Below are 25,382 nucleotides of genomic sequence, written 5' to 3' on the forward strand. Positions count from 1 at the left end.
AGGTGCTTATAATAAATGTAATTTTTTGAATCTAATAACGGATTAGAAATATATTTTAGATTCCCTAATAATGAAAAGCTTGCCATGAAAGTTTTCAGTTTAAATAATCATCCTATATTAAAAGAAAATCAATTTGAAAATGCTATATTATTTTTAAGTAAAAAAATAAACACAAAGGGTGAGGTTGACTATAGTGAATGCTTTAGTGCTGATATAACCGATGGTAAAATAAATTCTTCTTATATAACTCCTTTAGGCGAGATAATGGATTTTAATTAATTAAAAAAATAATCATATGCCAAATAAAATTATATTATTTCTTACGCTAGGTCTTTTTGGTAGCACCTTACTAGCTAATACTGCTAAGCTGTTAAAAGATATCGCACCATATCTACAACACTTAAAAATCAAAAGCGTTATGTAATTTATTTATCTACATAGTCTAATGAAGCAACGCTAAAAGTAGAATTGTAAGCAACAAAAAATGCAATGACAAATTGTAATCGTGTTTGGTTTTGCGGTAAGCTAGAAACAAAAACTTTAGAAGAATGGGGATATAATTATTATATAATCGAGCAAGTTAGCGATCACACTGCTAGTACAATGATGGCATGCCCAAGGTGATGAAACATTTTTAAGATATAATAGCAAACTACCTATCTAGTATATGCTCCGAAAGATGTTAAACTATATTACGTTATTTGGTATCAAAATGATATAATCAATTCTGCAAAGGAAGGTTAGTATTATAGATATCGCCATTCCAAGTAGCGGAAGTTGTTATTGCATGTCCTCCATGTCATTCCCGCAGAAGCTGGAATGACATGGAATGCGGGAACGACATAGCAACTTACAACCCACTCCCTTAGGTAATGCCTAAATTACTCAAAATCTTCCTCTACAGCTTCAACTTCTTGTACTTCCGGTACAAAATGTTTAAGCATGGACTCAATACCGTTTTTTAATGTAATGGTGGAACTAGGACATCCACGACATGCACCTCTAAGTGCTAATTTAACTACACCGTTTTCAAACCCTTTATATATTATGTCGCCGCCGTCCTGAGCAACAGATGGTCGCACTCTAGTTTCAATAATCTCTATGATTTGCTTCTCTATTTCTGAAAACCCATCAATGTTATGATTTACAGTATCTGCTTTGGTACTTTCTTCAAACACAGGAAATCCTGCAACAAAATGATCCATAATAATCATTAAAACTTCAGGCTTTATAATTTGCCAATTACCTTCAGCTTGTTTAGTTACTGTTATAAAATCACTACCGAAAAATATTGATTTTACATTATTAATATGAAATAGCGATTCTGCAAGTTTGCTTCTTCCTTTAACTTCAGCAAGCTCACTAAAAAATACCGGCTGATCGCTACTTATTTCCTGCCCTGGGAAAAATTTTATTGCATCCGGATTTGGAGTATCTTCAGTTTGAATAAACATAAATAAATCACACTAATAAATTTGTTGATTATTATAAAACGACAATTTAAACTATACAATATTTATAGTTTAGGTAAATATCGAATTAATATATAAGCAGGAATAAAACAAAATCCTGCTATGATAAAAAAATAACTCCATCCAAGATAAGTAGCCGCATAGCCTGAAATACTACCAAACAATATGGTACTAATATAAGCAATAGAAGTAATTAAAGCAATTTGGGTTATACAATATTTAGCACTACAACATCTTAATTGGTAAGAAAAAAACGGTGAAATAGTTAAGCCTTTGGTAAATTCTTGAAAAAAGACCGATATATACAGACTTGTAATATTTCGATTATAAAAATAGAGAAATAAAAAAGATATGCTAGATAAAGCATGATATATTAATGCTCTTTTAAGCAAATAAGAATATTCATATTTTCGGCACAAAAACCCACCTATAAAACCTCCAAGGACTGCAGCACACATACCAAAAGCTTTATATCCAAGAGCTAAATCTTTCTTCGTATACCCGATATCGAGATAAAACATATTTGGCATCATTGAAAGAAAATTATCCTGAAGACGATATAGCAGCATAAAACTAATAATTATTAGACATTTAGGTTTCTTGATAAAGTCATAAAAAGCATGCCCAAATCTACAAAAATCATTAATGATTATCTTCTCTTTAAATTTAAGCGGATAAATTATAATTAATAGTAATGACGGTATACATAAAATTGCCATAGCACGATAAACATCTTGCCAAGATATGATAGTTGATAAATATAACGCTCCTGAACCTGCTATAAGTATACCTATTCTAAAGCCTGTAGTACAAGCTGCCTCACTTATGCCCCAATTTTTATTTGTAATAAGTAACATCTGTGATGATTGAAGCAACATATCATAAATGGAAGAAAAAAATGCCACTGCTATTAAACATAAAGCAAATTGTATAAAATGAGTGTTAGGGTTAAAATTTGTTAGAACATATACACAACAAATACAGCTAACCAAAGCAATAATTAAACAATATTTATATCCTCGCTTACTTAAAGGGGCAAAACTTACTTTTTCTAGTAAAGGACCCCATAAAAATTTAAATATATGAATAAAATTAACTAAACTAAAAAGCCCGATAGTGATTTTATCAACACCGGATTCTCGAAGCCAAAAAGAAAGCGTTGAACTCGTAAGTAAATAAATTAAACCTCCTGGAAAAGAAATTATTAATATAAAGAAAATATTATATATATATTGAAATCGTAAAAAATTTAAATTTATGAATTTATCCTCCTTTTTTATATTCGTTATCCTGTGATTTATTCAGCGTTATTGCATAGCTCAAGAAAAGTGCTCGGTGTCATTACTGCGAAAGCACACATCCATTATAAAGCGAGATAAATCGAGCTTTTAATTTCAAAAATTTGCTGTATTTATACTTTTTTTGGATTCATGCTTTAATAGGAATGACATCAGACCTTACTACGATACTTTCTTTCTTTTATTACCGTAGATGTTACCGTCAAAGGTTCTTGTACGGCTATTATCAAAAGAATTAAATTTTTTACCCTCACCGCCGACTCTTTTACCGAATGATCTTTTACGATTATTTTTATTAACTCTAAACTCACTACGCGGCGTAGATTCTCCTTTATTTACTAGCCGATCAATTGCACGCCATCTAATAATATCATCAGGAGAAATAAAAGACAAGGCATGTCCGGTAGCCCCTGCTCTACCCGTTCTACCTATTCTATGCAAATAATCTTCAGGACACATAGGTAAATCATAATTAATAACATGCTGTGTATGGGGAATATCAAGCCCTCGAGCCGCTACATCAGTTGCTACCATTATTCTATGGTTTGACTTACGAAATGATAAAATTACTCTTTCACGTTGACGTTGACTTAAATCACCATGTATAGCTTCTGCTTTATGATTTTCATATTTTAACATTTTAGCTAATTGATCGGCAGAGCGTTTAGTCTTCACAAAAATAATTACCGATCCTTCCCTATTACCAAGTTGTTTAGTTAATTCACTAAATTTTTCTTTATCAGAAACATGTATTGATTCCTGTTTTATTTCTGCAGCTGCTTTATTGGCAGCACCTACTGTAATACGTACCGGATTGTTTAGATATTTTTGAGAAACAACAATAATATGTTTTGGCATAGTAGCAGAAAACATTAAAACTTGTCTTTTTTCCGGTAAAAATTTATTGATTTCTTCTAACTGTTCTTTCATCCCCATATCAAGCATTCTATCCATTTCATCAAGTACAGTTATACCTATGCGATCAATTTTTAAACTTCCTCTATTTAAGTGATCGATAATACGCCCAGGCGTACCGATAATCGCTTTTGGATTCTTTTTTAATTGCATAAATTGTTTATGCATCGGTTCACCGCCTATCAAAACTGCACTATTCATTTTATAGGATGTAGTTACTTTATTTAAAGTACTGTGTATTTGTGTCGCTAATTCTCTAGTCGGAACAAGAATTAAAGCAGTAGTTTTATTTTTAATGAATGAATCAATCAACGGTAATAAATAAGCAAGAGTTTTTCCTGAACCTGTTTGGCTAGAAGCGAGTATGTCCGACCCAGCCATTGCAACCGGAATCGATTGCTTTTGTATTTCAGTCGGCTCAGTGATATTCATTGTTTCAAGAGCGATAATTAATTCTTCAGATAAATTAAAATTTTTCATTATATAATCCAATATAGTTTTAAATCAAAATATGCACATTATTGATTAGACCACTCACATAACCCATTTCTTAAAGATATACGAGAAGCTCTCTCAGCCTTACATACTTTTAACTACAGTATGCTTGAGTAGAGTAGAAATCTCCTATTCCATTTATTAAGAGCCTATCTGTAAATAAGTTTTAACCGATAATTTAATTCTTTTTGGTTGCAAATGATAAGATTTTTTTGAAATATGAATAACTATTTCTGCAAAAATCTTATCAATTTTTGCTCACAAAGCTCTTTAATTAGTGATTAAAATTTATTTACAAATAACCTCTAAGATAAGTTATGCAAGAGGTCTATTGTATAAAAAATAAGCTATAGTAAATTAAAATAACGACTTATATAATTATCCTGAATCAAAAAATATGCTTAAGCTAGATTACAAACCAAACTAAATATATAAAACGATACTGAATAATGAAACTAGTTTAGAATCTTATTCAAGCCAGAATAATATTATTAGATTTAGAGCATTTTCATACCCTTTAGTAAAAATAATTTATTATACTTAAAATTATATAGGTTATTATAAGACAAAAACAAAAGATTTACTATTCTGATAAAGATGACTGTGCTACCCTCAATTATAAACAATTTTGGATAGCTGCTTCTGGTATTATAAATACGTTCATTTAATTCTGAGGTTAACAGCATAGGCTTTTCCTTGCTTTTCTTCAAGGTCAAAAATTACATCTTGTCCTTCTTCAAGGCTATGTAAACCTGTCGCTTCTACGGCTGATTTGTGTACAAACACATCTTTGCCGCCATTTTCCTGTTCAATAAATCCAAAATTCTTCGTAGAATTATACCACTTAACTTTACCTACTATATTTGTAGCCATAAAAACCTTTATTAGATAGAAATTACTTATTTGAACTTAACACACGCTTATATAATAACTGAAACCTTAATTTTACTCTAAGCCTCCCCTAAGTATAAGAGCCGATAAAATTCATCATGCAAAACTACCTTACCTTGCGGCATTTGTCAATAAACATGTCAATAACATGCAAGAGAAAGTATTACTTTCTGAAGCTAATCTATCATATTATTACTATTTTGTCACCATTTAAGTTAATTATCTAATAAATTAATGAGTAAATTAACTATTGTAAAGGTGTTTAATAACTTTTCCATATCAGACTAATATATTAACGATAAAAGTACTTGCTTTTTTGTATTTTTTTTATTAATCTGTCCAGTTAGCAAAGTACAGTTCTGTATTTATAACTGCCCGCGTGATGGAATGGTAGACATAACGGACTTAAAATCCGTGGAGCGTGAGCTCTTGCCGGTTCAAGTCCGGCCGCGGGTACCATTTGCCGGTTTGAGGCAAATTCACCAATGTATAAAACGGCGAGTGCAACATAAAATCAAGATTTTCAGCATTTTTTACTTAACAATACGTACACTTTAATAAATGTTGTTTATTATATTGTGCTTCAGAATTTGTAGGATCAAGTTTAACTGCTGAATTGCAAGTCTAAAGAACTAATGCATATTTACCTAGTAAATAGGAAAAGCCATATTTTTGAGTAAAATAGATTTATTAAAAATATAATTATTACAATTAACAATTATAATTATTAACTTCTTTTAATTCCCCATATAAATTACTTCTCTCAAATGATCATTAAACTCTATCATTAATATATAAGCTAATTTTAAAGAGTTAAAATATGAAAAATAAAGAAGAAGAAATTTTAACCTTCTTATATTGATGAATAGGAAAAAAGGCGATTAAAAGCTTACAATGCAAGGAAAGAGCTTAAGTTAATACTAATAACTCTTGGAATAGTTTTGACTAGTTTGTTAACTTGCTGTTATTTCTTTTTTAATTATGCAGCAGAAAAAAAGCAGCAAAGTATAAATTACAGCAAGAAGCGGAAGCATCAAAGTTAAATAAAGCTGAATAATGCAAACTTAATAATATCTAATAAACTCTTGAATTACTAATTAAAGTTTATTTACTGAGAGACTCATAGCAATTCTCAAATAATCTTGAGGAGCAAGATTTTCAGCGCGATAATTATCATTGATTTTCAACTGAGTTAATACTTCATGTATATTAGGTACAAGATTTTTCAGTGATGATTTGATCATTTTCCGCCGTCCTGCAAAAGCAAATGTTGTTATTTTCTCAACTCTATTTATTAGAGCAATAGACGGTGGATTTGCTAAAGGTATTAGTTTAACTATTGCAGAATATACTTTAGGAGGTGGATAGAAAGCAGTCGGTGATACGTCAAAGCATTTTTCCACTTTAGCAATTAACTGACATATTACCGATAACCTGCCATATGCTTTAGTTGACGGCATAGCACAAATACGTTCTACTACTTCCTTTTGTAACATTAGCGTCATATCAGTAATTAGCCGTGCTTCTTTCAGCCATCTAATCACTAACTCAGTACCTATATGATACGGTAAATTAGAAATTATAGTTACCTTATCATAGTCTAAATCAGTTAAATTAATTTTAAGAGCATCTTGTTTAATAATATTGAGATTAGGATAATATTCTTTAATCTCATTAAGGAGCGGGATGAATCTCTCATCTGTTTCTATAACAGTTAGGGATTCAGGATTTTTCTGCAATATTGACCTAGTTAACCCTCCGGTGCCTGGTCCTATTTCTAGCACCCTGCTATTTTCTGCAAGGTGACTCGCACGTACAATTTTATCACATAAACTACTATCAAAAATAAAATTTTGTCCGTGCTTTTTAAGAGGATTAATTTGATGAGATGCTACATGTTTTGCAATTGAAGGGAGCATGAGGGAATGTTGCTTTAGTAGAAATGGAATTTTGTTATTTTTCCAGTGTCATGCCGTTGCTTGACCACAGCATCAAAAAAAAATCTTATTAATAAAGACTGGACCCCGTGGTCAAGCCACGGGGTGACAATATACTAAGACGGCAGCATTATTTTTATGGCTGCCTTTTTACGCATATTTTCAAACATTTTTTGTGCTTTTTGCGAAATCTTTTTATTAGTTAAGAAATTTACTACATAATTATTTTCATCTTCATTAACATTTAAGATTTTTTTGCTGCACACTAATATTATTTCAAATTTGTTATTTACTTCAAAAACATTACTTGCTTTATCCGAACTTAAGTCCTTTACGATAGTTTGTTTTACGCCTTCTATCTTGCTAAGCTTATCGGTAATAATTTCCATAGTAGCGAAATTATCATAAAGCGATTTTTTAACATCCGAACATTTTTTTAGTCGATTTTTCAAATGATGCATCTGCGTAAACGCTTTCTTGCTACTATCTTGCGATGTAAATACTTGCATCGAAATTTCTACGTCTTTTTGATCACTAGATAAAATTGCGGCATCTATTTCTTTATTACTTACTTGCACCGATCTTGATAGACTTGATAAAATATTCATTTTAATCAGCTCGGATTTAATTTGGGCAATAAAACTATTAGGATTAACTGATCTGCTTTCTAGATACTGAAGAAGAGAACCTTGAGGCATTTTATTACGATCTTCAATAGATTTAATAGCGTTGTCTATCTCTTCTTGCGGAATTTCTCTATCTCCGGCATATTGAAAAAGCAAAGATTCATCAATTAAGCTCTTGATTGCCAAATCACTCAGCTGCTTATCTTGAGAAGGTGTTAAGCCATCAACATTATTGAGTGCCATAATCATTTTTTTTCTAGCACGGAACTCATTAAGAGTAATAGGTTCATCATTTACGGATGCTACTATATTCGGTAATGATGCTTGTGCTACATTAAAAGTAAAAAAAACAGTAATGATTATAAGTATTAATTTTTTCATATTTTTTCAGACTCACACAATGTAATAATTGGAATTAGATGTCATGACCGCGTGCAGGCGGGAATCTAGTCATTAAAAGATACACAACACCGAATAAAGCTCGATGTACCTCGATTTACCATGGATTCCAGCCTCCGCGGGAATGACACATATGGCACATTTGAAACTCACATATTCAAAACCTTTAAACCAATAGAAATAGTAGGCGAAGAGGTAGTCTTTGTGATTCCTCTACTTCCGTCGGCTAGATAAGCGGAATAAATCTTTGTAGTAATTCTAACACAATCTTTAGCATATGTCACCCTAATAGTTCGAGTAAGTAAATTTGGAGAACGTCTAGAGAGATCAATGAGGGCACCAAAGCCTATAGTCCAATTTTCCACTAGATGATAATTTATGTCTCCATAAAATTGTCGTACTCTATTATTTGAAACCTTTATACTTTCTACGGAATAATATTTTTTAAGATTGGTGAGCTGAATAAAACTACCTAGAAAGTTAATCTTATCATAGTTAAAATTTCCTCCCACTTCATCTCTAATAGGTTTGAAATATCTATCTTTCCGAAAGCTATAAAACACTTCTAAATTATTAGAAAGATTACCTAGAATCTGCCCTACATTTTCCGTATCATCGGCAGGCAAATCTATACTATATCTTGTATTACGTGACTGTCCTAATAATAATTTTAAATAATTTTCTTCTTTAGCAATACTAGCATTTAAGCCATAACTTAATCTATTACCAAAATCATGGCAATCAATACCACTATAACGATTGGATAAAAAGATATTTCTTTCAGATAATTCATATTTAGCAGGATCAATTATAACAAATTTTTTATCTTTCTTAGATAGTTTACGTCCAATAGTAAAAGAAACTACCGGTTCAATAAGTAAATTTATCGTTTGTGTTATATTACTTACTAACGGATAACGCCATAAGGTTTGCAATTCCGGTATATTTCTTTGAAATGATTTACTTTCTCTCGGCTTATCTAAATAAGCACGTCTAGCAAAATAAAAATCACCTCTATCTTTTGCTACAAAATCAAAAATTTGCCCTGAAGAAGTCAGCACATTATGCATAAAGGATACTTGTAAAGAGGTTCTAGCAACTTGTTTCCCTATTCTTTCTTTGTACATTAATGTATTATTTTCAACAACGATATGGCTGTTGTCATTATCATTCAAATTTATCACGTTTTTCGTATTGACTTTCGGTAATACTAACGGATCAGTATACTTACTATCATTACTACCTAAGCCTTGAAAACTTAATCCTTCCGCCGAAAAATAATCAGCCTCATAAATTTTATTTAAGAATATTTTAGAAGTTAAATATGAAGCATAGTTATTATAATCATTTTTTAAATAAGCTTTATCCGATGTACGTTCTACTCTAAAACCGTAATCATAAAGTTTATCGATACTAATAAAATTGCCACTTGCTATATAATGATAAGAAGAAACTTTTTTATTTTTTACTATACTGCCGTCTTTTGTTAGAAAATATGGTAATTTACCGTAACTACCTTGAAAATGCATATTATCGGTATCATTCAGACGATAACGCGCTTCTAGCTCATAAGTTTGATATTTACTAAAAAGCCTTGGAGTGAGAGTAAAATCCATATTAGGTTTTGCACGTAAATATATAGGTATACCAAACCCTTTATTTTTGACGCCAGGTACCAATAATCCAGAAGTTGCAGGGGCCGTAGGCGTCGGATGGAAAAAATATGGTAAGTAAAAAATCGGTACGCCGTATACTTCAAAAAATACGTGTTTATAAACTATTCTATGCTCTTCAGAATGAATATAAGTATCCTTAGAAGCAATTTGCCAAATAGGGTTTCTGTTACAAGTAACATCGCAAGGGGTAAATTCGGCATGGTGCAGTTTAAGATTATTTTTATCTATTCTTTCAGCAACTTTAGCAATTAAAAGATTATTATCACCGGCAAGTAAAATGAATTCTGATATGATCCCTTTCTTAAATTCGTCTTTTAAAACTGCTTTATCACCCTCTATTATTCTGTTTTGTTTATCCGTAATTCGGACATTACCTCCTGCCCATAAAATATCGTTTTCTATATCATAAAGTAAATTATCTGCCGTTAATAAGTACTCATCCGTGATAATTCTTATATTACCTTTAGCATATATTAAATCCTGACTTTCGTTATACTCTACGAAGTCGGCTATCATATTGCTTATTTTAATATTTTGACCATTCTTAGAAAAATCGGCAAAACTTATCAAAGAAAATATTATGATAATAAGCAAACATATTATTCGCAATAGCATTTATATTAACAAATATATTTTAATAGTAAAAAATAATAGCAAGCTATTATTAATATATCAAATAATAAAAAATTTTGCTTGCTCTTTTGCAGTGCAAGGTTATTCTATGGAGAGATGTATGTCATTAATGGATGTCATTCCTGCGAGAGCAGAAATCTAGCAAAATAAAATTACATATTTGATAAAATAAACATATACAAAACTAAATTTTTTTATCTGTTTTGCTGGCTTCCCGCTTTCGCGGGAATAACATAAACCCCCGTTCAAACTACAAATAATCTTAAACAAATGCTAGAGAATTTCATTGCAAATCAAGCAACCAAAGAGTTTTCAGTTAGTGAGATTTCTAATAAAATCAAAGAATTATTAGAAAATAATTTTGGCTATATTAAGGTAAAAGGAGAAATTTCAGGTTTAAAAATAGCAAGCTCAGGTCATGCTTATTTTAACTTAAAAGAAAATACCGCTATTTTAGCTTGTACTTGCTGGCGTCCTATTCTTGCTAAAATCAAATTTCCTTTAAATGACGGTATAGAAGTGGTGATTAGCGGCAAACTTTCAAGTTATGCAGGTAATTCACGCTATCAATTATCGGTAGATAATTTGCAACCTGCAGGACTTGGAGCTATGCTGCAAATTCTAAACGATCGTAAAGCTCGTTTAGAAAAAGAAGGCTTATTTAATAAAATACGTATTCCTATACCCTTTTTACCTGATAAAATAGGCGTTATCACTTCAATAACCGGTGCCGTTATTAAAGATATTATTCATCGTATTCGTGAACGTTTTCCGACGCGGATAATAATATGGCCGGTTAGCGTACAAGGAGAAAATTCCAGCAATGAAATTGCTGAAGCAATTGAAGGATTTAACAATTTAGCAGAGGTAAATAAGCCAAGTGTCATAATTGTTGCTAGAGGCGGCGGTTCTATAGAAGATCTTTGGTCATTTAACGATGAGATATTAGTACGTGCCGCTTACAACTCAAAAATTCCTATTATTTCCGCAGTAGGTCATGAAGTGGATTACACTTTAATAGATTTAGCAGCCGATAAAAGAGCTCCTACACCTACTGCTGCTGCTGAGTTTGCCGTACCAGTACGATCTATTTTAAATAATACTCTACACTCATATGAAAAAATATTATTGAATAATACTAGCAGGTTAATTAAGTATCACGAACACAATATAATAAATTACGATAAAATACACAGATATCTCTCTCACTATATGGATAATAGACAGCAATTACTGGATGAAACCGGTTTTAATTTATTAGATGCTTTACTGTGCTTTATTGAACTACAAGAAACAAAGATTAAATCTTTTTCTAAAGAAAGAGTCAACCCTGCTAAAATACTCAATTACAAAACATTAGAATTAACACATCAAACAGCTTATCTATCAAAATCAGCAAATAATACTTTGAAAAATTTTGAGTATAAATTAGAATTAAATAGTACATTACTTGCAAGCCTTGATTATAATAACGTATTAAAACGAGGTTTTGCTATAGTTAAAGGAGAAACGGGTAATTTTTTATCTTCTAAAATTGCGGCTGCGAATGAAAAAATTTTTAATATTAAATTTTCTGACGGAGAGATTAAGGTAGTGCGTAATTAAGGAACTTTATTACACGGATTCGATGTCATTCCTGCGTAAGCGGGAATGACAAAGCACAATTCTAAAAAAATACAAACCATGAAAATTTTAAAGCTTTTTATTTTTATACTGCTCATTTCGAAAAATTTTTATGCTTTGAGCATAGGTGCAAACGAACAACAAGCAATTTTAGAATGCGAATGGACATCCGATAAAAAAACTTTGATAAATGCATGGTATATAAATGAACCTTACCAATACTTAATGGCTACTTCAAACGGTCATACTACCGTTTCCGGTATGGATATAGAATTAATTAACGCTATTGCTGCAAAAATAGGTATCAATATTGAGTATAATCAAGACAGCTGGTATCAAGATCAATTAGATATTCAAAGCGGCAATGCCAACATGACAGCAGGAGCTACTTATACTACTGAGAGAAGTAATTATGCTTATTTTTCAAAGCCTTATCGTCTTGAAGAATTATCATTATTTATTATTGAACCGCTTGCCAAAAAGTTAAATTTCCAAAATATTAATGAACTAAAAGCACAAATACGTCTATTTAATCTTCAGTTAGGAATAGTGAAAGGTACTGTATACGGAGACCATAAATTTACGGATTTTTTATATAATGAGCAAAATCAAGATATAATAAGAATATATCAAAATAATATGGAATTGATAAATGGATTAATCAAGAAAGAAATTGACGGTTTTATTAGTGACCGCATTGTCGGTGCCATTAATATTTTAGGAAGAACAATGGACAGGAATATATTAGAAGTTCCCTTAAATATTAAAACTCCTCTACATTTAATGTTTAGCAAAAAAAACGTATCTTTAAATATAGTTGAACAATTTAATTTTGCGATAGATGATTTTATTGCAAGTAACGAGTATAAAAAAATTATTAAGACATACATGTATCATATTCTATTACCTAAATCTATAGATTCTCGTTGGTGTCATGTTATATGCTTACTTGGTTGCCTTGCTTTTGCTTTTGCAGGAATTATTTTGAGTAGTAGAAAAAATAGTACTTTATTCGGTACATTTTTATTTGCTGTATTACCGTCTGTTAGTAGCTGTATAATGCTAGATTTAATAGTAAACCATGATACCGGACATTTAAACTTCTATTTTACTCCTTCTTATTTCTATTACATATTTATAGTAGTTTTACTCGGTTTTACAATTATTAAATTATTTAGTTATTATAATAAACAGATTGCTGAAGATCATTATTTAGAACAATCATTAAATAATATAATAGCAATTTGCGATTCATTCGGACAAGCAACTTTTATAATTATAGGAGTTGTAATGGTTATTATTCACAAAATTGAGCCTTTAAGTTTTTGGGGACCGTTTTGTGCTTTCATTACAGCTAATTGCGGTGTAATATTACGAGATTTGATTATGAAAGAAAATGCAATTAAGATGGTACAAAGAGGCGTTAGTATTGAAATCACTGTATTATGGGGTATCGCTTTTAGCGTATTATTAGATATGTACGGTAGTAACCCAAATTATCATACAATAAAATACTCAATGATTATAGTAATTTCCGGAGCATTTATTACTAGTCTCTTAGTTTATCATTTTGGTTTTCTTGAATGGCGATTCCGTAATGAAAGTCCAAACTTAGAAAAACCAACATGAAAATAGCTACTTGGAATATTAATTCCATAAAAACAAGACTTAATTTATTGCGTAATTTTTTATCTCAAGAAAATCCGGATATTTTATTATTACAAGAAATAAAATGCAAAACCGAAAATTTTCCTTTTGATGAATTATCCGATCTACCTTATAATTTTTATGTTCACGGACAACAATCATATAACGGCGTTGCTATAATTTCAAAATTTCCTGCGGATGAAATAATTAAGGATTTTCCGAATAATTACTGCAGTGATCAAGCAAGATTCTTAGAAATAAAATTATCATTACCTATAGGGTTTTGTAATATAATCTCGCTCTATGCTCCTAACGGTTCATTTGTCGGTAGCGATAAATTTGTTGCAAAGCTAGCATTTTATGATAATTTTATCAATTATCTATCAACTAAAAAATCTTTTGACGAAAAAACTATCATAGGAGGAGATCTCAATATTGCACCGTTCGATATAGACGTATATTCGCCTAAGATACTTTCTGAAACTACTTGTTTTACTGAGGTTGAACAAAAAAAACTACGTACTATTCTAAATGCCGGGTTTGAGGATTTATATAGATTGATGCATCCGAGTAAACAAGCATTTTCATGGTGGGATTATAGAGCCGGATGTTTTGAACAAAATAAAGGTATGCGAATTGATATGATTCTTGGTTGTAATAATACTATTGACTATTTAGAAAATTGCTATATGGATTATAATTTAAGGACCCAAGAAAAACCTTCAGATCATATACCGGTAATTGCAAGCTTTAAGGTGTAGCATGAGTCGTCATTGTCTGCATGGACCGAAAAACGCACTCGGTGTCGTACCGTGGCTTGACCACGGTATCCATAAAAATAATTTAAAATACTAATATTAGTATTTTAAAACTGGATCCCGTGATCAAGTTAGCTAGGATGACAGCGGCAAAATTAATTTACATAGGAATGACATAAATCACTTTTAAAAATAAATATATGTCTCCAAAATTCATAAAATTTTACGAAAAATATATGACGATTGTCGGTACAATCGGCAATTTTATGTTTTATGTACAGGCTCATAAGATTTTCACCTGCAAATCTTCGGCTTCCGTTTCTATGCATGCCTTTACTATCAGTGCTATTGCTCTTTGTAGTTGGCTTATATACGGCATATTAATAAAAAATACACCTATTATAATAGCAAATATAGTAGGTTTTATTGGAGCATTATTAGTTCTCTTAACCATAATAATATATTAATAATGACTAAAAAAATCATTGCTTTAGTTGGTCGTCCGAATGTAGGCAAATCAACGCTTTTCAATAGATTAAGCATACGTAAAAAAGCTATCGTTCACGATTTGCCAGGCATTACTAGAGATAGAAAATATACAGATGGTAAAATCGGATCTTTTGAATTTTTGTTAATTGATACCCCAGGACTTGAAGAGAATCATGATAGTATGGGCGCAAGGTTAATGGAACAGACTACTAAAGCAATTTTAGAGGCAGATTTAATTTGTTTTATGGTTGACGGTAGAAGCGGAATATTGCCCAATGATAAGCTACTTGGTAGCTTTGTTAGAAAGTATAATAAGCCTGCTATATTGGTAGTTAATAAATGCGAGAAAGCTTTTGATTTTGATAAAGAGTACTACAAATTAGGGTTTGATAGTATGGTGACTATCTCTGCCGAGCATGGCACAGGCTTAATTGATTTATATGACGAGATTATCACCAAGTTACCTGAAGAAGAATCAATAGAGACAAATATAGCTGATCCAATTAAAGGAGATTATTTGCAGATAGTAGTTAGTGGCAGACCTAACGCCGGAAAATCTACTTTTATAAACGCTCTTATTAATGATGAAAGATTATTAACCGGGCCCGAAGCCGGCATTACTCGTGAATCGATTGAAATTGATTGGCACTATAAAAATAATCACATTAAATTAATCGATACAGCAGGACTCCGCAAGAAATCTACTATTACAGAGTCTTTAGAAAAATTATCGGCATCAGATGCTATTAACTCTATTAAATTTGCTAATACCGTAATCTTAATGATTGATGCTTTAGCCCCTTTAAAACAGCAAGATTTAAATATTGCAAGCCATGTGGTAAATGAGGGGAGAGGTATAGTTATAGTAGTGAATAAATGGGATCTAGTCAAAGAATCCAAAAAAGAAGCATTTCAGGAAGAATTTTATTATCAGATAAATACTCATCTGCCTCAGGTTAAAGGTGTACCAGTGCTATTTATTTCAGCAATAAATAAACAAAATATAGAGCAGGTTTTAGATTCTTGTCTTAAAATCTATAAAATTTGGAATAAGAAAATAGCTACTAGCAAATTAAATGAATGGCTTAATTTTACTACGGAAGCACATCCTTTGCCGTTACAAAAAGGCGGCAGAAGAGTGCGTGTAAAATATATGACTCAAACCAAAACTCGCCCGCCTACTTTCAAATTATTCTCCAATAATCCGGAAAAAATTACCGATAGCTATACTAGGTATTTAGTAAATAATATGCGTGATGCTTTTGACATGCCAGGCATTCCTATTAGATTCACTTATGTAAAAACCAAAAACCCTTATGTGTAGTTTGAAACTAAATCTTTTTAGAAATGTTTACAGCTCCAAGCATAGCAAGATATGAATTAGATATCTTTAAGCTATTTAATATAGCATGAGCTAAAGTAGCTTTACCACATTGCCTTGGACCGAGAATGGCAGAAATAGGAAATATTTCAAAAGAATCTTTGATATGTGTTAAATAATAATCTCTGTCTATTATCCTTGTAATTTCATAATGACACTTTGAATTCACAATATAATTTTAATCAAAGAATAGCAAGATGTTTCTAGGTCTTGTAAACTTTTGATTAATGATTATTCTATTAAAAGTACACAGGATTTAGGCTCCCCTACCGGCTTTTCCCTATCTGTCTTTGTCTTTCTTCTAATACCTTACTTGTATGCGGTCCTACCGCTTCTGTATCTTTACTAAATTTACTTTTTCCTAAATTAACTATAGTTTCTACTACTACTCCTAGAACTTTCAGATCTGATAATAATTTTAACGCCAGTACTATAATTTTGCCGTATTCATGTTTACTAAATTTATCAGCAATTTTAATTAATTCAAGTGCATGCTTACCGGCTATCTTTACTAATTTTTCACGGTTTAGTTTTAATGTTTGACTATTAGGTGTTTTGTTTTAAAAAAATCTCATCTACAACCGGTCCTAAACTACTTGCATGTTTTGTTAATAGTGCAAGAAGGTCTTTTTCAATGATGTTGCTTATTTTTGGATTATGATTTTTAATTTCTATTAAAGTACCAATCAATTCCTTTATCTCTTGTACCTTTTCTTCTTTTGATTTCTCTTCCTTTGGCACTGACTTAATTAACTGAGTGTTTTGTATTATATCAGCAACTTTATTATTATAGGCAAGGGCAAGGCTAGCAAGTTTAGTAATTGACGGCAGAGCATCTTTTAAAAAAGGCATGGAGGCATCTAGTGCCTTATGTATAAACTCTGGATCTTTCCCTTTTGATTCTATTCTTTCTATTACTTTAGGATATTTTAAAACATCTAATATATCCTGTTTATTACAATCTAAATATCGCGGTAATTCTTTTTCTAAAATAGGAGCTAAATTATCAATAATCTTTTTGGTAGTTTCATAATAAAAAATTTCTTAATATATAAGGCTATAATATTAATAATTTTTATATGTCAAACAATATCCTCTAGGATATCTAGGTAATGCTTTACCAATCGTAGCAACTTCGCTTCAGTGCTTAAGTTTTTTACTGCCCATTTTTTAATCCAAGGTTCGGCGAGTTGCCACATATTAACATTACCGTCTAGCTGTCTACCTATCCCTTCAACCATTATCAAAGTCTTTTGCAATAACAATAATTCCGGTTGTACTTCCATGCCGAACTCTTCAGTGATTTTAAATAAATGTGCAAGCAGCTTACCTATGGAAATATTTTTCGTGGGTATCCCTACTATAGGCTCAGTAACTGCTCTACAACTTTGAGCGAATAAATCTAAATCGGTATTTGATGGGATGTAGCCGGCTCTTAAATGTACTTTAGCCACTAATTTATAATCACGTTTTAAAAAACCGAATAGACTTTCGGCAACAGCTAAACGATCTTTTTCTTTAAGTCTGCCCATAATACCAAAATCAAGTAAAATTATCTTACCTTGCTTATTCACTAAAATATTGCCTGCATGTAAATCAGCATGAAAAAACCCATCTCTATAGGCTTGATTGAAAAACATTACGGCAAAATTCTGAGCTATTTTTGTAGGCTCTAATCCCAATTCTTCTAGCCGCAAAGTATCATATATAGAAGTTCCTTCTAACCACTCAGTAGTTAGTATATTTTCTGATGTTAAGTCCCAATATATTTTAGGGATTATCACATTAACATCATGTCGCATATTATCCATAAGCTCAGAAGCAGCTGCCGCTTCTAACCTTAAATCAAGCTCAAATCTCATAGTTTCATGAAATTTATCAACTACTTTAATTGGTTTTAGCCTTTTTGCTTTAGAAAATTTTGCGATAATTTTTGCAAGAAAATATAGCAGCTTAATATCTCTGTTATATTTTTTATGAATACCCGGACGCAGAATTTTTACCGCAACATATTCACCAGTTGCGAGTTGGGCCTTATGTACCTGGGAGATTGATGCGGCGGCAATGGGGGAGTTGTTTAAAAACAATGTCATCCCGAGACTTGATTGTGGGATCCAGTCTTTTTTAATTTTTTTCTGGATACCGTGGTCAAGCCACGGGCTGACAATACACTTACCAAACTCCCTCTCTATAATTTCTCTAGCCACCACACCATCAAACGGAGCTAGCTTATCCTGCAATACCCTTAAATTACCTGCTATCTCTGCTCCTACTAAATCAGGTCTTGTCGAAAGAGTTTGTCCGAATTTTATATAAATAGGTCCAAGATCGCTTAAACAATCTATTAGGCGTTTGCCATAATCTTCATACGGTTTTTTAAATAATGATAACGGAGCAGAAAATAAAGCTAATATATAACCGATAAACGTAAAATACTTAGGGCTTCTTGAATCAATTAGAATTCGTTTTTTACTGATGATACGAAAAATACGTATTAAATTAAAAAAATTATTTATCATATCTTATATCCACTGTGAATAGCAACTATTCCGCCACTTAAATTTTTATAACCAACTTCCTCAAAACCGGCTTCTTTAATCATTATTCTAAACTCGTCTTGTGAGGGGAATAACTCGATACTTTCAACCAAATATTCATATGCTTCTTTATTACCAGTGATGACCTGACCGATGGTAGGTATAATACTAAATGAATAAAATTTATAAAAATCTTTAAAATAACTTTCTTTTACCTTTGAAAACTCAAGGCATATAAACTTACCCATCGGTTTTAGAACTCTATAAGCTTCTTTTAAAGCTTTATTAATATCAGGTACGTTTCTAATACCGAATGCTATAGTATAATAATCGAAACTATTATCCGGGTAAGGTAATTCTTCGGCACTTGCTACAGTAAATTTAAGGTTCTGAAATAGGTTTAGATCAATTGTTTTCTTTTTAGCATTCTTTAGCATCTCTTCATTGATGTCACTTAAAGTTAAAGCAATATTATTGCCTCTATCTCTTGCTTTTTTAGCAAGTTTTAAAGCAATATCACCGCTACCGCTAGCGACGTCTAATATATGAGAGTTAAGATTTGGGATTCGCCTAATAAATTCATCTTTCCATAAGCGATGTAACCCAAAGCTCATTAAGTCATTCATTAAATCATACTTATCAGCGACATTAGAAAAAACGCTATTTACTAATCCTTGTTTTTTAGTGTAGTCTACTTTTTTAAAGCCAAAATCTATGTGATTCATTTATATATATATGAAATTTTTATACCCGAGGCATGAATGGGAAAATCTTTTGTATTTCTAGTAACTAATAAGCTGTTGCTGTACTTAGCGGTCGCCCATATTATAGCATCAGGTAATTTAATTCTATTTTCTTCTCTAATAATTACAGCAATGTCTGAAATTTTTTCATGTAAATTAACTATAGTAAAGTTATTTAAAATTCCTTTATTGTTTCTTGTTTATCTATCCAAAATTTACATTTAGTAATTATACTAATTTGATGATTTCTATATAACTGAAGTTCTTCATAAGCAGCTAAATTGCCAAGCAAATAATCTATTAATATGTTGGTATCAAATACTGCTTTCATTTATTCCATTCATCCTTTAATTTAGCTTGATATACTAAACTGTCTAACTCCTTATTTTCCATATACCAAAAGAGGCTTCATAACTCTTTTGGCTTTCAATATCATCAGCAATATAATTAGTTATAGCTTGTCTTATAATCTGAGTTCGGGATATTTGATTTTTTTAGATAATTGATCTAAAATTTTAATTTGTGTATCCGGTATATCAATAATAGTTCTCATAATAGTTTCTATTATGTATTGATGTATTATGTGTAAGTTATCATTATTTGATATATTATAAACGTAAAATTATTAAAATAATAGCAAAAATGCCATAACTTCCTGAAGTAGAAACTATTAAAAACTCCCTGAAAGATAAGCTAATTAGACTTATTATAGAAACTGTAGAGTTAAAAAGAGATAATTTACGTTATAAACCATCCACGCTTTTAGCTACAGAAATCTTAAATACTAATATACTTGATGTTAGGCGTCGTGCAAAATATTTAATTATAGATTTTAATAATGATTATTCCTTAATCGTTCACCTAGGCATGAGTGGTAGATTTACTCTACAATCTGCTAATTATAAAACTCAAAAACATGATCATGTAATTTTCAATTTAAATAACTCCGAAAAGCTAATTTTCAATGATACTAGACGCTTTGGAATGATTTATCATTTAAAAACTCACTTATTGAAAAAAGAATTTTTTACTAATTTAGGAATAGAGCCGCTTTCTGATTGATTAACACTGGGATATTTAAAAAGCAAATTAATTACTCAAAGAATACCGATAAAAACTTTATTATGGATAAGAGAGTTATAGTCGGAGTCGGCAATATTTACGCTTCCGAAAGTCTTCATTTAGCTATAATTCATCCGGATAAATTAGGTAGCAATTTAAGGGCTGATGAAATAGAAAGTTTAATTAAATCAATTAGAGAGGTGATAACTAAAACTATAACTACCGAAGGTACTACTCTTAAAGATTTTGTAAACAGCGATAACAAACCTGGTTACTTTACTCAGCAACTTACGGTTTACAGCAGAGAAGGACAAAGTTGTTTACACTGCTCCAGTAATATTACTAAAGCAAAACATTCAGGCAGGAGTACTTTTTATTGTAAAACCTGTCAATATAGTGAATGTACTTGACATATTTTTAAAACTATTTATAAATCTCCCTATTGTTTATTCAATTATTGTAAAATATATTATAATAAAGCCGGTAATTATAGCAGATGGTAGCGGTAAAAGACTATGGTCTTTATCATCTAAGGAGAAACCGAAACAATTTAAAAAAATATTGAGTAATCTAACTTTAACTACAGCAAACATTAACTAGAAATAAATTTCTGGGACAACCTACTGTTATGACTTCCAAAACATATGAATCAATCACTAAAGAACAAGCAGTAGAAATAAAATTAATTACCGAACCTTTACAAAAAAAATACTGCAGTTTGTGCTATCATTACGGCATTATCGGCTAAAGCACAATTGGTTGATATCGTAGTGTTAATACCTTCAGACCATCACATATCGTATAATATAAATTACTTTAATACTATAAATGGAGATTTACATTATGTTAATGAATTTGATATTTGCATTATAGGCATTCCTATAAATTTTATAAGTGCCGAGTATGGCTAAACACTGGATTATCAATTGCAGCAAATGTTTATCTAGTTGATCACTTCATTGACCAACCTATATTAGAGCAAGCAAAAACATTTTCAAAGTAATGAATATTTTTGGAATTCAGGAATTTTTGTATACGATCTTCAATGCTTCTGCAACTTAGCAATAAACCTTCAACCTGATTTATTGTGTATTGCAGAAAAAGCATTTAATACTGCTATAAAACATGAAAAAAGTTTGACAATAGACAGATGAGCCTTATAATGTAATATATTTAGGGAATTGTCATGATACAAGCTGATTTTGTTTGGAACGATCTTGGTACTTGGCATTCCTTATTACAGCTAACACAACCAAATATAAACGATAATTATTGCGAGGGAAACGTAGTAACAAGCAATACTACAAACTCTTTAATTAGTTCTAATAATAAATTAACTAACGTAGTAGATCTTGAAAATATCATAATTATCGATACTGTGAACGGTCTTGTGGTTGGCGATAAATCAAAAATAAATACAATTCAAGACTTAGTATTGATTGGAAGTAAACTCGGAAATACAGAATGTACACAGCTTATTGATTCATATCCTACAAAATATACAAGCTTTGAGTATACTGTTAATAATTTTATTCAGAATTATGTGGGACAATCTGATATCACTTCTGATAATGCTATATTGTCAGCTGCTTGCTCCGATACTTTAAATATTGCCATTTTAGGAGACATAAATTATAAGAATATGTACAACCAAGGTTGGACACATATTATTACATAATTTACTACTAATATTCAAGGATATTGACATAGTATTACTGCTTATATATCCTATTTTTATGAGGCTTAAACCTCTTCATTATAGTACAAGATGTTGCATTATGTCCAATTTATAGGAAATATTTTATTTTTTTAAGAATATAGCGAATAACGGAAAACGCTATGAGGTATGTTTTTAAAAAATTAAAAGATAATGGATAAATTGCACCTCTTCGGAAACGAGGGTTTGGGGCGACATTTGAAGGAGACACGGCAGTGCTTGCCACTGCAGCGTACTCAATGGTACGTGATGATGCGAGTTTAGGCGCTACGTACAAATTGCCCCTAGAAGTAGAATTTCCGAAGAGATCTATTGAATATAATTACAACTGCTCTTACTATAAATATCTCTAATCTTATAAACTTCAAAAATTTGTAAGTTATAGGAATAACTTAGTAATAAAGAAGTTCATTTTAGTTGAGTTACAACATGAAAAATGCTACAGAAGAACAAATAATAATATCTGAATTCAAAAATGATGAAGACGTAAGTAAAGAAAAGAAAAGATTAAAAGCAGAAGATTCACGAAAGCAACTTACAGCAATACTAATAACATTTGGTATTATTTTAACCGGTTTTCTAACTTTTACTTATTTCTTTTTTAATTACATAGAAGAAAAAGCGGAACAATATAAACAAAATCAACAACAAGAAATGCAAAAAACTACTAAAAGTTGAATATTAGATTACCGCACTGCTCCTTTAATTATGGTCTTGTTACATAGATGCTCTATCATTCCAGCAAAGTATTCTTGCGTGGATAACACCCAGGCATTGCAAGCAAACATTGTTGTATGGATCGATTGCACCTCTGTCATACCGTGGCTTGACCACGGTATCTAGTAAGATAACTAAAAATACTAATAATATTAGTATTTTGAACTAAACACCGTGGTCAAGACCATAGTACTGGACAATTGCTATTCTATGTCATGCACGTGCAGGCGAGAATCCAGATAAAGTAACCTTAATATCGATACACAATTATATATTTAATAAAATCAACATATAAAAAACTTGTTTTTATATGTTGTACTAGATTCCTGCTTTCGCAGGAATGACATCACGGTCTTGTCAAAAACTATCCGGTACTATACAGAGGAAAATACTGATTCATGAAACAAGGCTGCGACCGCCAGGAGCGTGGCACTCCACAAAAATAACAAAAAATTCTGATTTACAGAATTTTTTCTTCCTTGCTGTGTCAATTACTTACATAATTTCCTTGCAATCACTATTTTTATACTGCCTTAAGTTTAGATTACTTGAAATTAGTTTTATCAAAATCATAGATAAAATCTTTGATAATAGGTACTATAAACTGTTTAAATTTACTTCCGCTAAATACCCCGTAATGCCCTGCACCTTTCTGTACATGGTATCTTTTCATTGATTCAGGTATATTTGCACAAAGTTTTAAAGCAGCTTTTGTTTGCCCTACTGCTGCAATGTCATCTAATTCCCCTTCAATACCAAGTAAAGCACATCTAGTAATATGTTTTAAATCGATCGGACGCTTCTCAGAAACTAATTTACCTCTTGCTAACGAAAATTGTTGGAATACTTCATCTATAGTTTGTAAGTAAAACTCTGCCGGCATATCCATACCTGCTAAATACTCATCATAAAATTTAATAGTATGATCAGCTTTTTTATAATCAGAATTTAATAAACTTTGCCATAATTCTAAATGTGAATCTATGTGACGGAATAAGTTTAAACTCATAAAGCCGGCAAGTTGGAGAAAGCCGGGATATACTGTTCTGCCATAACCAGGATAGTTTGGCGGCACCTTCATTGTAACCATTTTGCAAAACCATTCTAAACTTTTACTTTGAGCAAATTCATTAACTGCTGTAGGGTTTTTTCTAGCATCAATAGGTCCCCCAATCAAAATCATCGAACTCGGCACATTTGGACTATTACTCTCCGACATTAAGCTAATGGCAGCAAGCAGTGGCACAGTAGGTTGGCAAACTGCCATAGTGTGAACATTAGGTCCTATAAAACTGATAAACTCCATTACGTAATCAATATAATCATCCATATCAAAATGCCCTGCTTCAAGCGGCACGAAACTTGCTTCCGTCCAATCTGTAATATAAATATCAGCATATGGTAATAATTCTTGTACGGTTGATCTAAGTAAAGTAGCGTGATGTCCTGCCATGGGTGCTACTATTAATAATTTAGGTAATTCTTTTTGAAAACCTATTTTCTGAAAATGCCTTAGTTCACAAAAAGGCTTTTTTAATATAACTTTTTCATTAATGTTATAGGTTTTATCATCAATAATTGTGTCAAGGATATTAAATTCAGGTTTTGTATATTTTCTAGTCATGCGTTCACAAAGTGTTAAATAAGCATGCATAATTCTTGCAAAACCGTTATCTTCTAGAGACTCATGTTCATACAGTTCTTTTAGAATTTTTATACCTAAATGCATTGGAGCAATTTGTGCTCTAAGCCCCTCTAACACATAATATGTATAATTAGTACTTAAATCATAGTTCATCATAATTTATCCCTAAATCTAAAAATAATTAATATAATTATTTAGTTTAACATCAAAAATTTCTTTAGTAACATTAATTTTAGGATTCACGTCTTAAATTTTTATAGATGCGTGATAATAATGGTCTATTGGACTGTTAACAAAATAGGTTTTTTAGCGAAAATTAATAAGATTTTTGCCGGAATAGTTATTCATATTTCAAAAAAATCTTATAATTTGCAGCAAAAAAGATTTTAATTAGCTTTAAAATTATTTTGTTAACAGTCCGATATATAAATATGTTTACTTTTTCTTCTTGTTTTGATTAGGAAGTTTATTTACGTGGTCATTAATATCAAACCACGTACTATCATTTACTTTTTGTTTTTTATAAAATGTGTCAATATTGTTTATATAATTTTCAAAATCTTTGTTCTCTTCTTCCAATCTATTAACCATATTCCAATCTATTTCCAGTCTTTCTCTAGCCAGCATTAATATCTTACTATATTCAGGATTTGCTATATCCATTAAAATAAAGCCTATACCGTGGCTAGTACACAACATTTCGAGTTCATGCCTAGTATCA

General features: G+C 31.0%; 25 protein-coding genes, 1 tRNA gene and 3 pseudogenes. 14 read left to right on the forward strand and 15 right to left on the reverse strand.

What is annotated here, in order from left to right:
* Positions 1-84: 84 nt before the first annotated feature.
* The gene (locus A1C_RS08790) at positions 85-279 is read left to right on the forward strand and encodes a hypothetical protein (protein WP_232279100.1); all 195 of its coding nucleotides are present in this window, start codon (positions 85-87) and stop codon (positions 277-279) included.
* 210 nt (positions 280-489) lie between these two features.
* Positions 490-624 carry an ecotin family protein gene (locus A1C_RS08795; protein ID WP_012149915.1) on the forward strand — a complete coding sequence of 45 codons (135 nt, stop codon included), beginning with the start codon at positions 490-492 and terminating at the stop codon, positions 622-624.
* Positions 625-881: 257 nt separating this feature from the next.
* On the opposite strand, the gene A1C_RS04645 is transcribed toward A1C_RS08795, so the two are convergent.
* From A1C_RS04645 to A1C_RS04660, 4 genes are all read right to left on the reverse strand, one after another.
* Complete coding sequence (locus A1C_RS04645; RefSeq protein ID WP_012149916.1) at positions 882-1,454, reverse strand: NifU family protein; 573 nt, start codon at positions 1,452-1,454, stop codon at positions 882-884.
* Between the two features lie 62 nt (positions 1,455-1,516).
* On the reverse strand, positions 1,517-2,761 hold the full coding sequence (locus A1C_RS04650; protein ID WP_052290656.1) for an MFS transporter: 1,245 nt from the start codon (positions 2,759-2,761) through the stop codon (positions 1,517-1,519).
* Positions 2,762-2,932: 171 nt separating this feature from the next.
* Positions 2,933-4,165: a DEAD/DEAH box helicase gene (locus A1C_RS04655; protein ID WP_012149919.1), complete on the reverse strand. Its 1,233-nt coding sequence runs from the start codon at positions 4,163-4,165 to the stop codon at positions 2,933-2,935.
* A gap of 675 nt (positions 4,166-4,840) precedes the next feature.
* Positions 4,841-5,053, reverse strand: coding sequence for a cold-shock protein (locus tag A1C_RS04660; RefSeq protein ID WP_012149920.1), 213 nt, complete (start codon positions 5,051-5,053; stop codon positions 4,841-4,843).
* Positions 5,054-5,444: 391 nt separating this feature from the next.
* On the opposite strand from A1C_RS04660, the gene A1C_RS04665 reads away from it, so the two are divergent.
* Both A1C_RS04665 and A1C_RS08800 read left to right on the forward strand, forming a co-directional pair.
* Positions 5,445-5,530, forward strand: a tRNA-Leu gene (locus A1C_RS04665).
* Between the two features lie 410 nt (positions 5,531-5,940).
* Positions 5,941-6,128: pseudogene (locus A1C_RS08800) on the forward strand (hypothetical protein); the annotation flags it as partial.
* Positions 6,129-6,168: 40 nt separating this feature from the next.
* Here A1C_RS08800 and rsmA read toward each other — a convergent pair.
* The 3 genes from rsmA to A1C_RS04680 all read right to left on the reverse strand — a co-directional run bounded on the left by rsmA (position 6,169) and on the right by A1C_RS04680 (position 10,324).
* Positions 6,169-6,990, reverse strand: coding sequence for a 16S rRNA (adenine(1518)-N(6)/adenine(1519)-N(6))-dimethyltransferase RsmA (gene rsmA, locus A1C_RS04670; RefSeq protein WP_012149922.1), 822 nt, complete (start codon positions 6,988-6,990; stop codon positions 6,169-6,171).
* Between the two features lie 134 nt (positions 6,991-7,124).
* Entirely contained in the window at positions 7,125-8,015 is an 891-nt protein-coding gene (locus A1C_RS04675; protein WP_012149923.1) for a SurA N-terminal domain-containing protein, read from the reverse strand.
* A 167-nt stretch (positions 8,016-8,182) separates the two neighbouring features.
* A complete protein-coding gene (locus A1C_RS04680; RefSeq protein WP_041816784.1) occupies positions 8,183-10,324 on the reverse strand; it encodes an LPS-assembly protein LptD in 2,142 nt (713 codons plus the stop codon).
* Between A1C_RS04680 and A1C_RS04685 the strand changes: the two genes are divergently transcribed.
* From A1C_RS04685 to der, 6 genes are all read left to right on the forward strand, one after another.
* Positions 10,290-10,484 (forward strand): hypothetical protein, encoded by a 195-nt coding sequence (locus A1C_RS04685; RefSeq protein WP_012149925.1) that lies wholly within the window; start codon positions 10,290-10,292, stop codon positions 10,482-10,484. The genes A1C_RS04680 and A1C_RS04685 overlap by 35 nt on opposite strands.
* A gap of 128 nt (positions 10,485-10,612) precedes the next feature.
* Positions 10,613-11,947 (forward strand): exodeoxyribonuclease VII large subunit, encoded by a 1,335-nt coding sequence (xseA, locus tag A1C_RS04690; RefSeq protein ID WP_012149926.1) that lies wholly within the window; start codon positions 10,613-10,615, stop codon positions 11,945-11,947.
* A 78-nt stretch (positions 11,948-12,025) separates the two neighbouring features.
* Positions 12,026-13,594, forward strand: coding sequence for a transporter substrate-binding domain-containing protein (locus A1C_RS04695; protein ID WP_012149927.1), 1,569 nt, complete (start codon positions 12,026-12,028; stop codon positions 13,592-13,594).
* Positions 13,591-14,373: an exodeoxyribonuclease III gene (xth, locus tag A1C_RS04700; RefSeq protein WP_012149928.1), complete on the forward strand. Its 783-nt coding sequence runs from the start codon at positions 13,591-13,593 to the stop codon at positions 14,371-14,373. The genes A1C_RS04695 and xth overlap by 4 nt, the downstream gene beginning before the upstream one ends.
* Before the next feature lie 197 nt (positions 14,374-14,570).
* Positions 14,571-14,837, forward strand: a complete 267-nt coding sequence (locus A1C_RS04705) for a SemiSWEET family sugar transporter (protein ID WP_012149929.1) — start codon at positions 14,571-14,573, stop codon at positions 14,835-14,837.
* A 2-nt stretch (positions 14,838-14,839) separates the two neighbouring features.
* Entirely contained in the window at positions 14,840-16,183 is a 1,344-nt protein-coding gene (der, locus tag A1C_RS04710; RefSeq protein WP_012149930.1) for a ribosome biogenesis GTPase Der, read from the forward strand.
* 7 nt (positions 16,184-16,190) lie between these two features.
* Here der and A1C_RS04715 read toward each other — a convergent pair whose 3' ends face one another.
* The 6 genes from A1C_RS04715 to A1C_RS08205 all read right to left on the reverse strand — a co-directional run bounded on the left by A1C_RS04715 (position 16,191) and on the right by A1C_RS08205 (position 19,851).
* On the reverse strand, positions 16,191-16,409 hold the full coding sequence (locus A1C_RS04715; RefSeq protein ID WP_012149931.1) for an ATPase: 219 nt from the start codon (positions 16,407-16,409) through the stop codon (positions 16,191-16,193).
* A 377-nt stretch (positions 16,410-16,786) separates the two neighbouring features.
* Positions 16,787-17,092 carry a hypothetical protein gene (locus tag A1C_RS04720; RefSeq protein WP_012149932.1) on the reverse strand — a complete coding sequence of 102 codons (306 nt, stop codon included), beginning with the start codon at positions 17,090-17,092 and terminating at the stop codon, positions 16,787-16,789.
* Between the two features lie 230 nt (positions 17,093-17,322).
* On the reverse strand, positions 17,323-18,759 hold the full coding sequence (gene ubiB, locus A1C_RS04730) for a 2-polyprenylphenol 6-hydroxylase (protein ID WP_012149934.1): 1,437 nt from the start codon (positions 18,757-18,759) through the stop codon (positions 17,323-17,325).
* On the reverse strand, positions 18,756-19,502 hold the full coding sequence (gene ubiE / locus A1C_RS04735; protein ID WP_012149935.1) for a bifunctional demethylmenaquinone methyltransferase/2-methoxy-6-polyprenyl-1,4-benzoquinol methylase UbiE: 747 nt from the start codon (positions 19,500-19,502) through the stop codon (positions 18,756-18,758). The genes ubiB and ubiE overlap by 4 nt, the downstream gene beginning before the upstream one ends.
* Entirely contained in the window at positions 19,499-19,702 is a 204-nt protein-coding gene (locus A1C_RS09580; protein ID WP_088124021.1) for a PIN domain-containing protein, read from the reverse strand. Before A1C_RS09580 ends, ubiE begins: the two co-directional genes overlap by 4 nt.
* Positions 19,696-19,851, reverse strand: a complete 156-nt coding sequence (locus tag A1C_RS08205; protein WP_012149936.1) for a PIN domain-containing protein — start codon at positions 19,849-19,851, stop codon at positions 19,696-19,698. Before A1C_RS08205 ends, A1C_RS09580 begins: the two co-directional genes overlap by 7 nt.
* Before the next feature lie 338 nt (positions 19,852-20,189).
* On the opposite strand from A1C_RS08205, the pseudogene mutM reads away from it, so the two are divergent.
* The 4 genes and pseudogenes from mutM (at position 20,190) to A1C_RS04755 (ending at position 22,977) form a co-directional block, all read left to right on the forward strand.
* Positions 20,190-20,992: pseudogene (mutM, locus tag A1C_RS04740) on the forward strand (bifunctional DNA-formamidopyrimidine glycosylase/DNA-(apurinic or apyrimidinic site) lyase).
* Between the two features lie 61 nt (positions 20,993-21,053).
* Positions 21,054-21,493 (forward strand): annotated as a pseudogene (locus A1C_RS09305) (sugar phosphate nucleotidyltransferase); the annotation flags it as partial.
* A gap of 275 nt (positions 21,494-21,768) precedes the next feature.
* A complete protein-coding gene (locus tag A1C_RS08810) occupies positions 21,769-22,260 on the forward strand; it encodes a mannose-1-phosphate guanylyltransferase (RefSeq protein WP_012149939.1) in 492 nt (163 codons plus the stop codon).
* Between the two features lie 468 nt (positions 22,261-22,728).
* A complete protein-coding gene (locus A1C_RS04755) occupies positions 22,729-22,977 on the forward strand; it encodes an RP671a family tick cell line-upregulated protein (protein WP_012149940.1) in 249 nt (82 codons plus the stop codon).
* A gap of 583 nt (positions 22,978-23,560) precedes the next feature.
* Here A1C_RS04755 and A1C_RS04760 read toward each other — a convergent pair.
* Positions 23,561-24,817, reverse strand: coding sequence for a polyhydroxyalkanoate depolymerase (locus A1C_RS04760; RefSeq protein ID WP_041816785.1), 1,257 nt, complete (start codon positions 24,815-24,817; stop codon positions 23,561-23,563).
* A gap of 279 nt (positions 24,818-25,096) precedes the next feature.
* Positions 25,097-25,360 carry a hypothetical protein gene (locus tag A1C_RS06255; protein ID WP_088123997.1) on the reverse strand — a complete coding sequence of 88 codons (264 nt, stop codon included), beginning with the start codon at positions 25,358-25,360 and terminating at the stop codon, positions 25,097-25,099.
* Positions 25,361-25,382: the final 22 nt, after the last annotated feature.

It is taken from the genome of Rickettsia akari str. Hartford (assembly GCF_000018205.1).
GTDB lineage: Bacteria > Pseudomonadota > Alphaproteobacteria > Rickettsiales > Rickettsiaceae > Rickettsia > Rickettsia akari.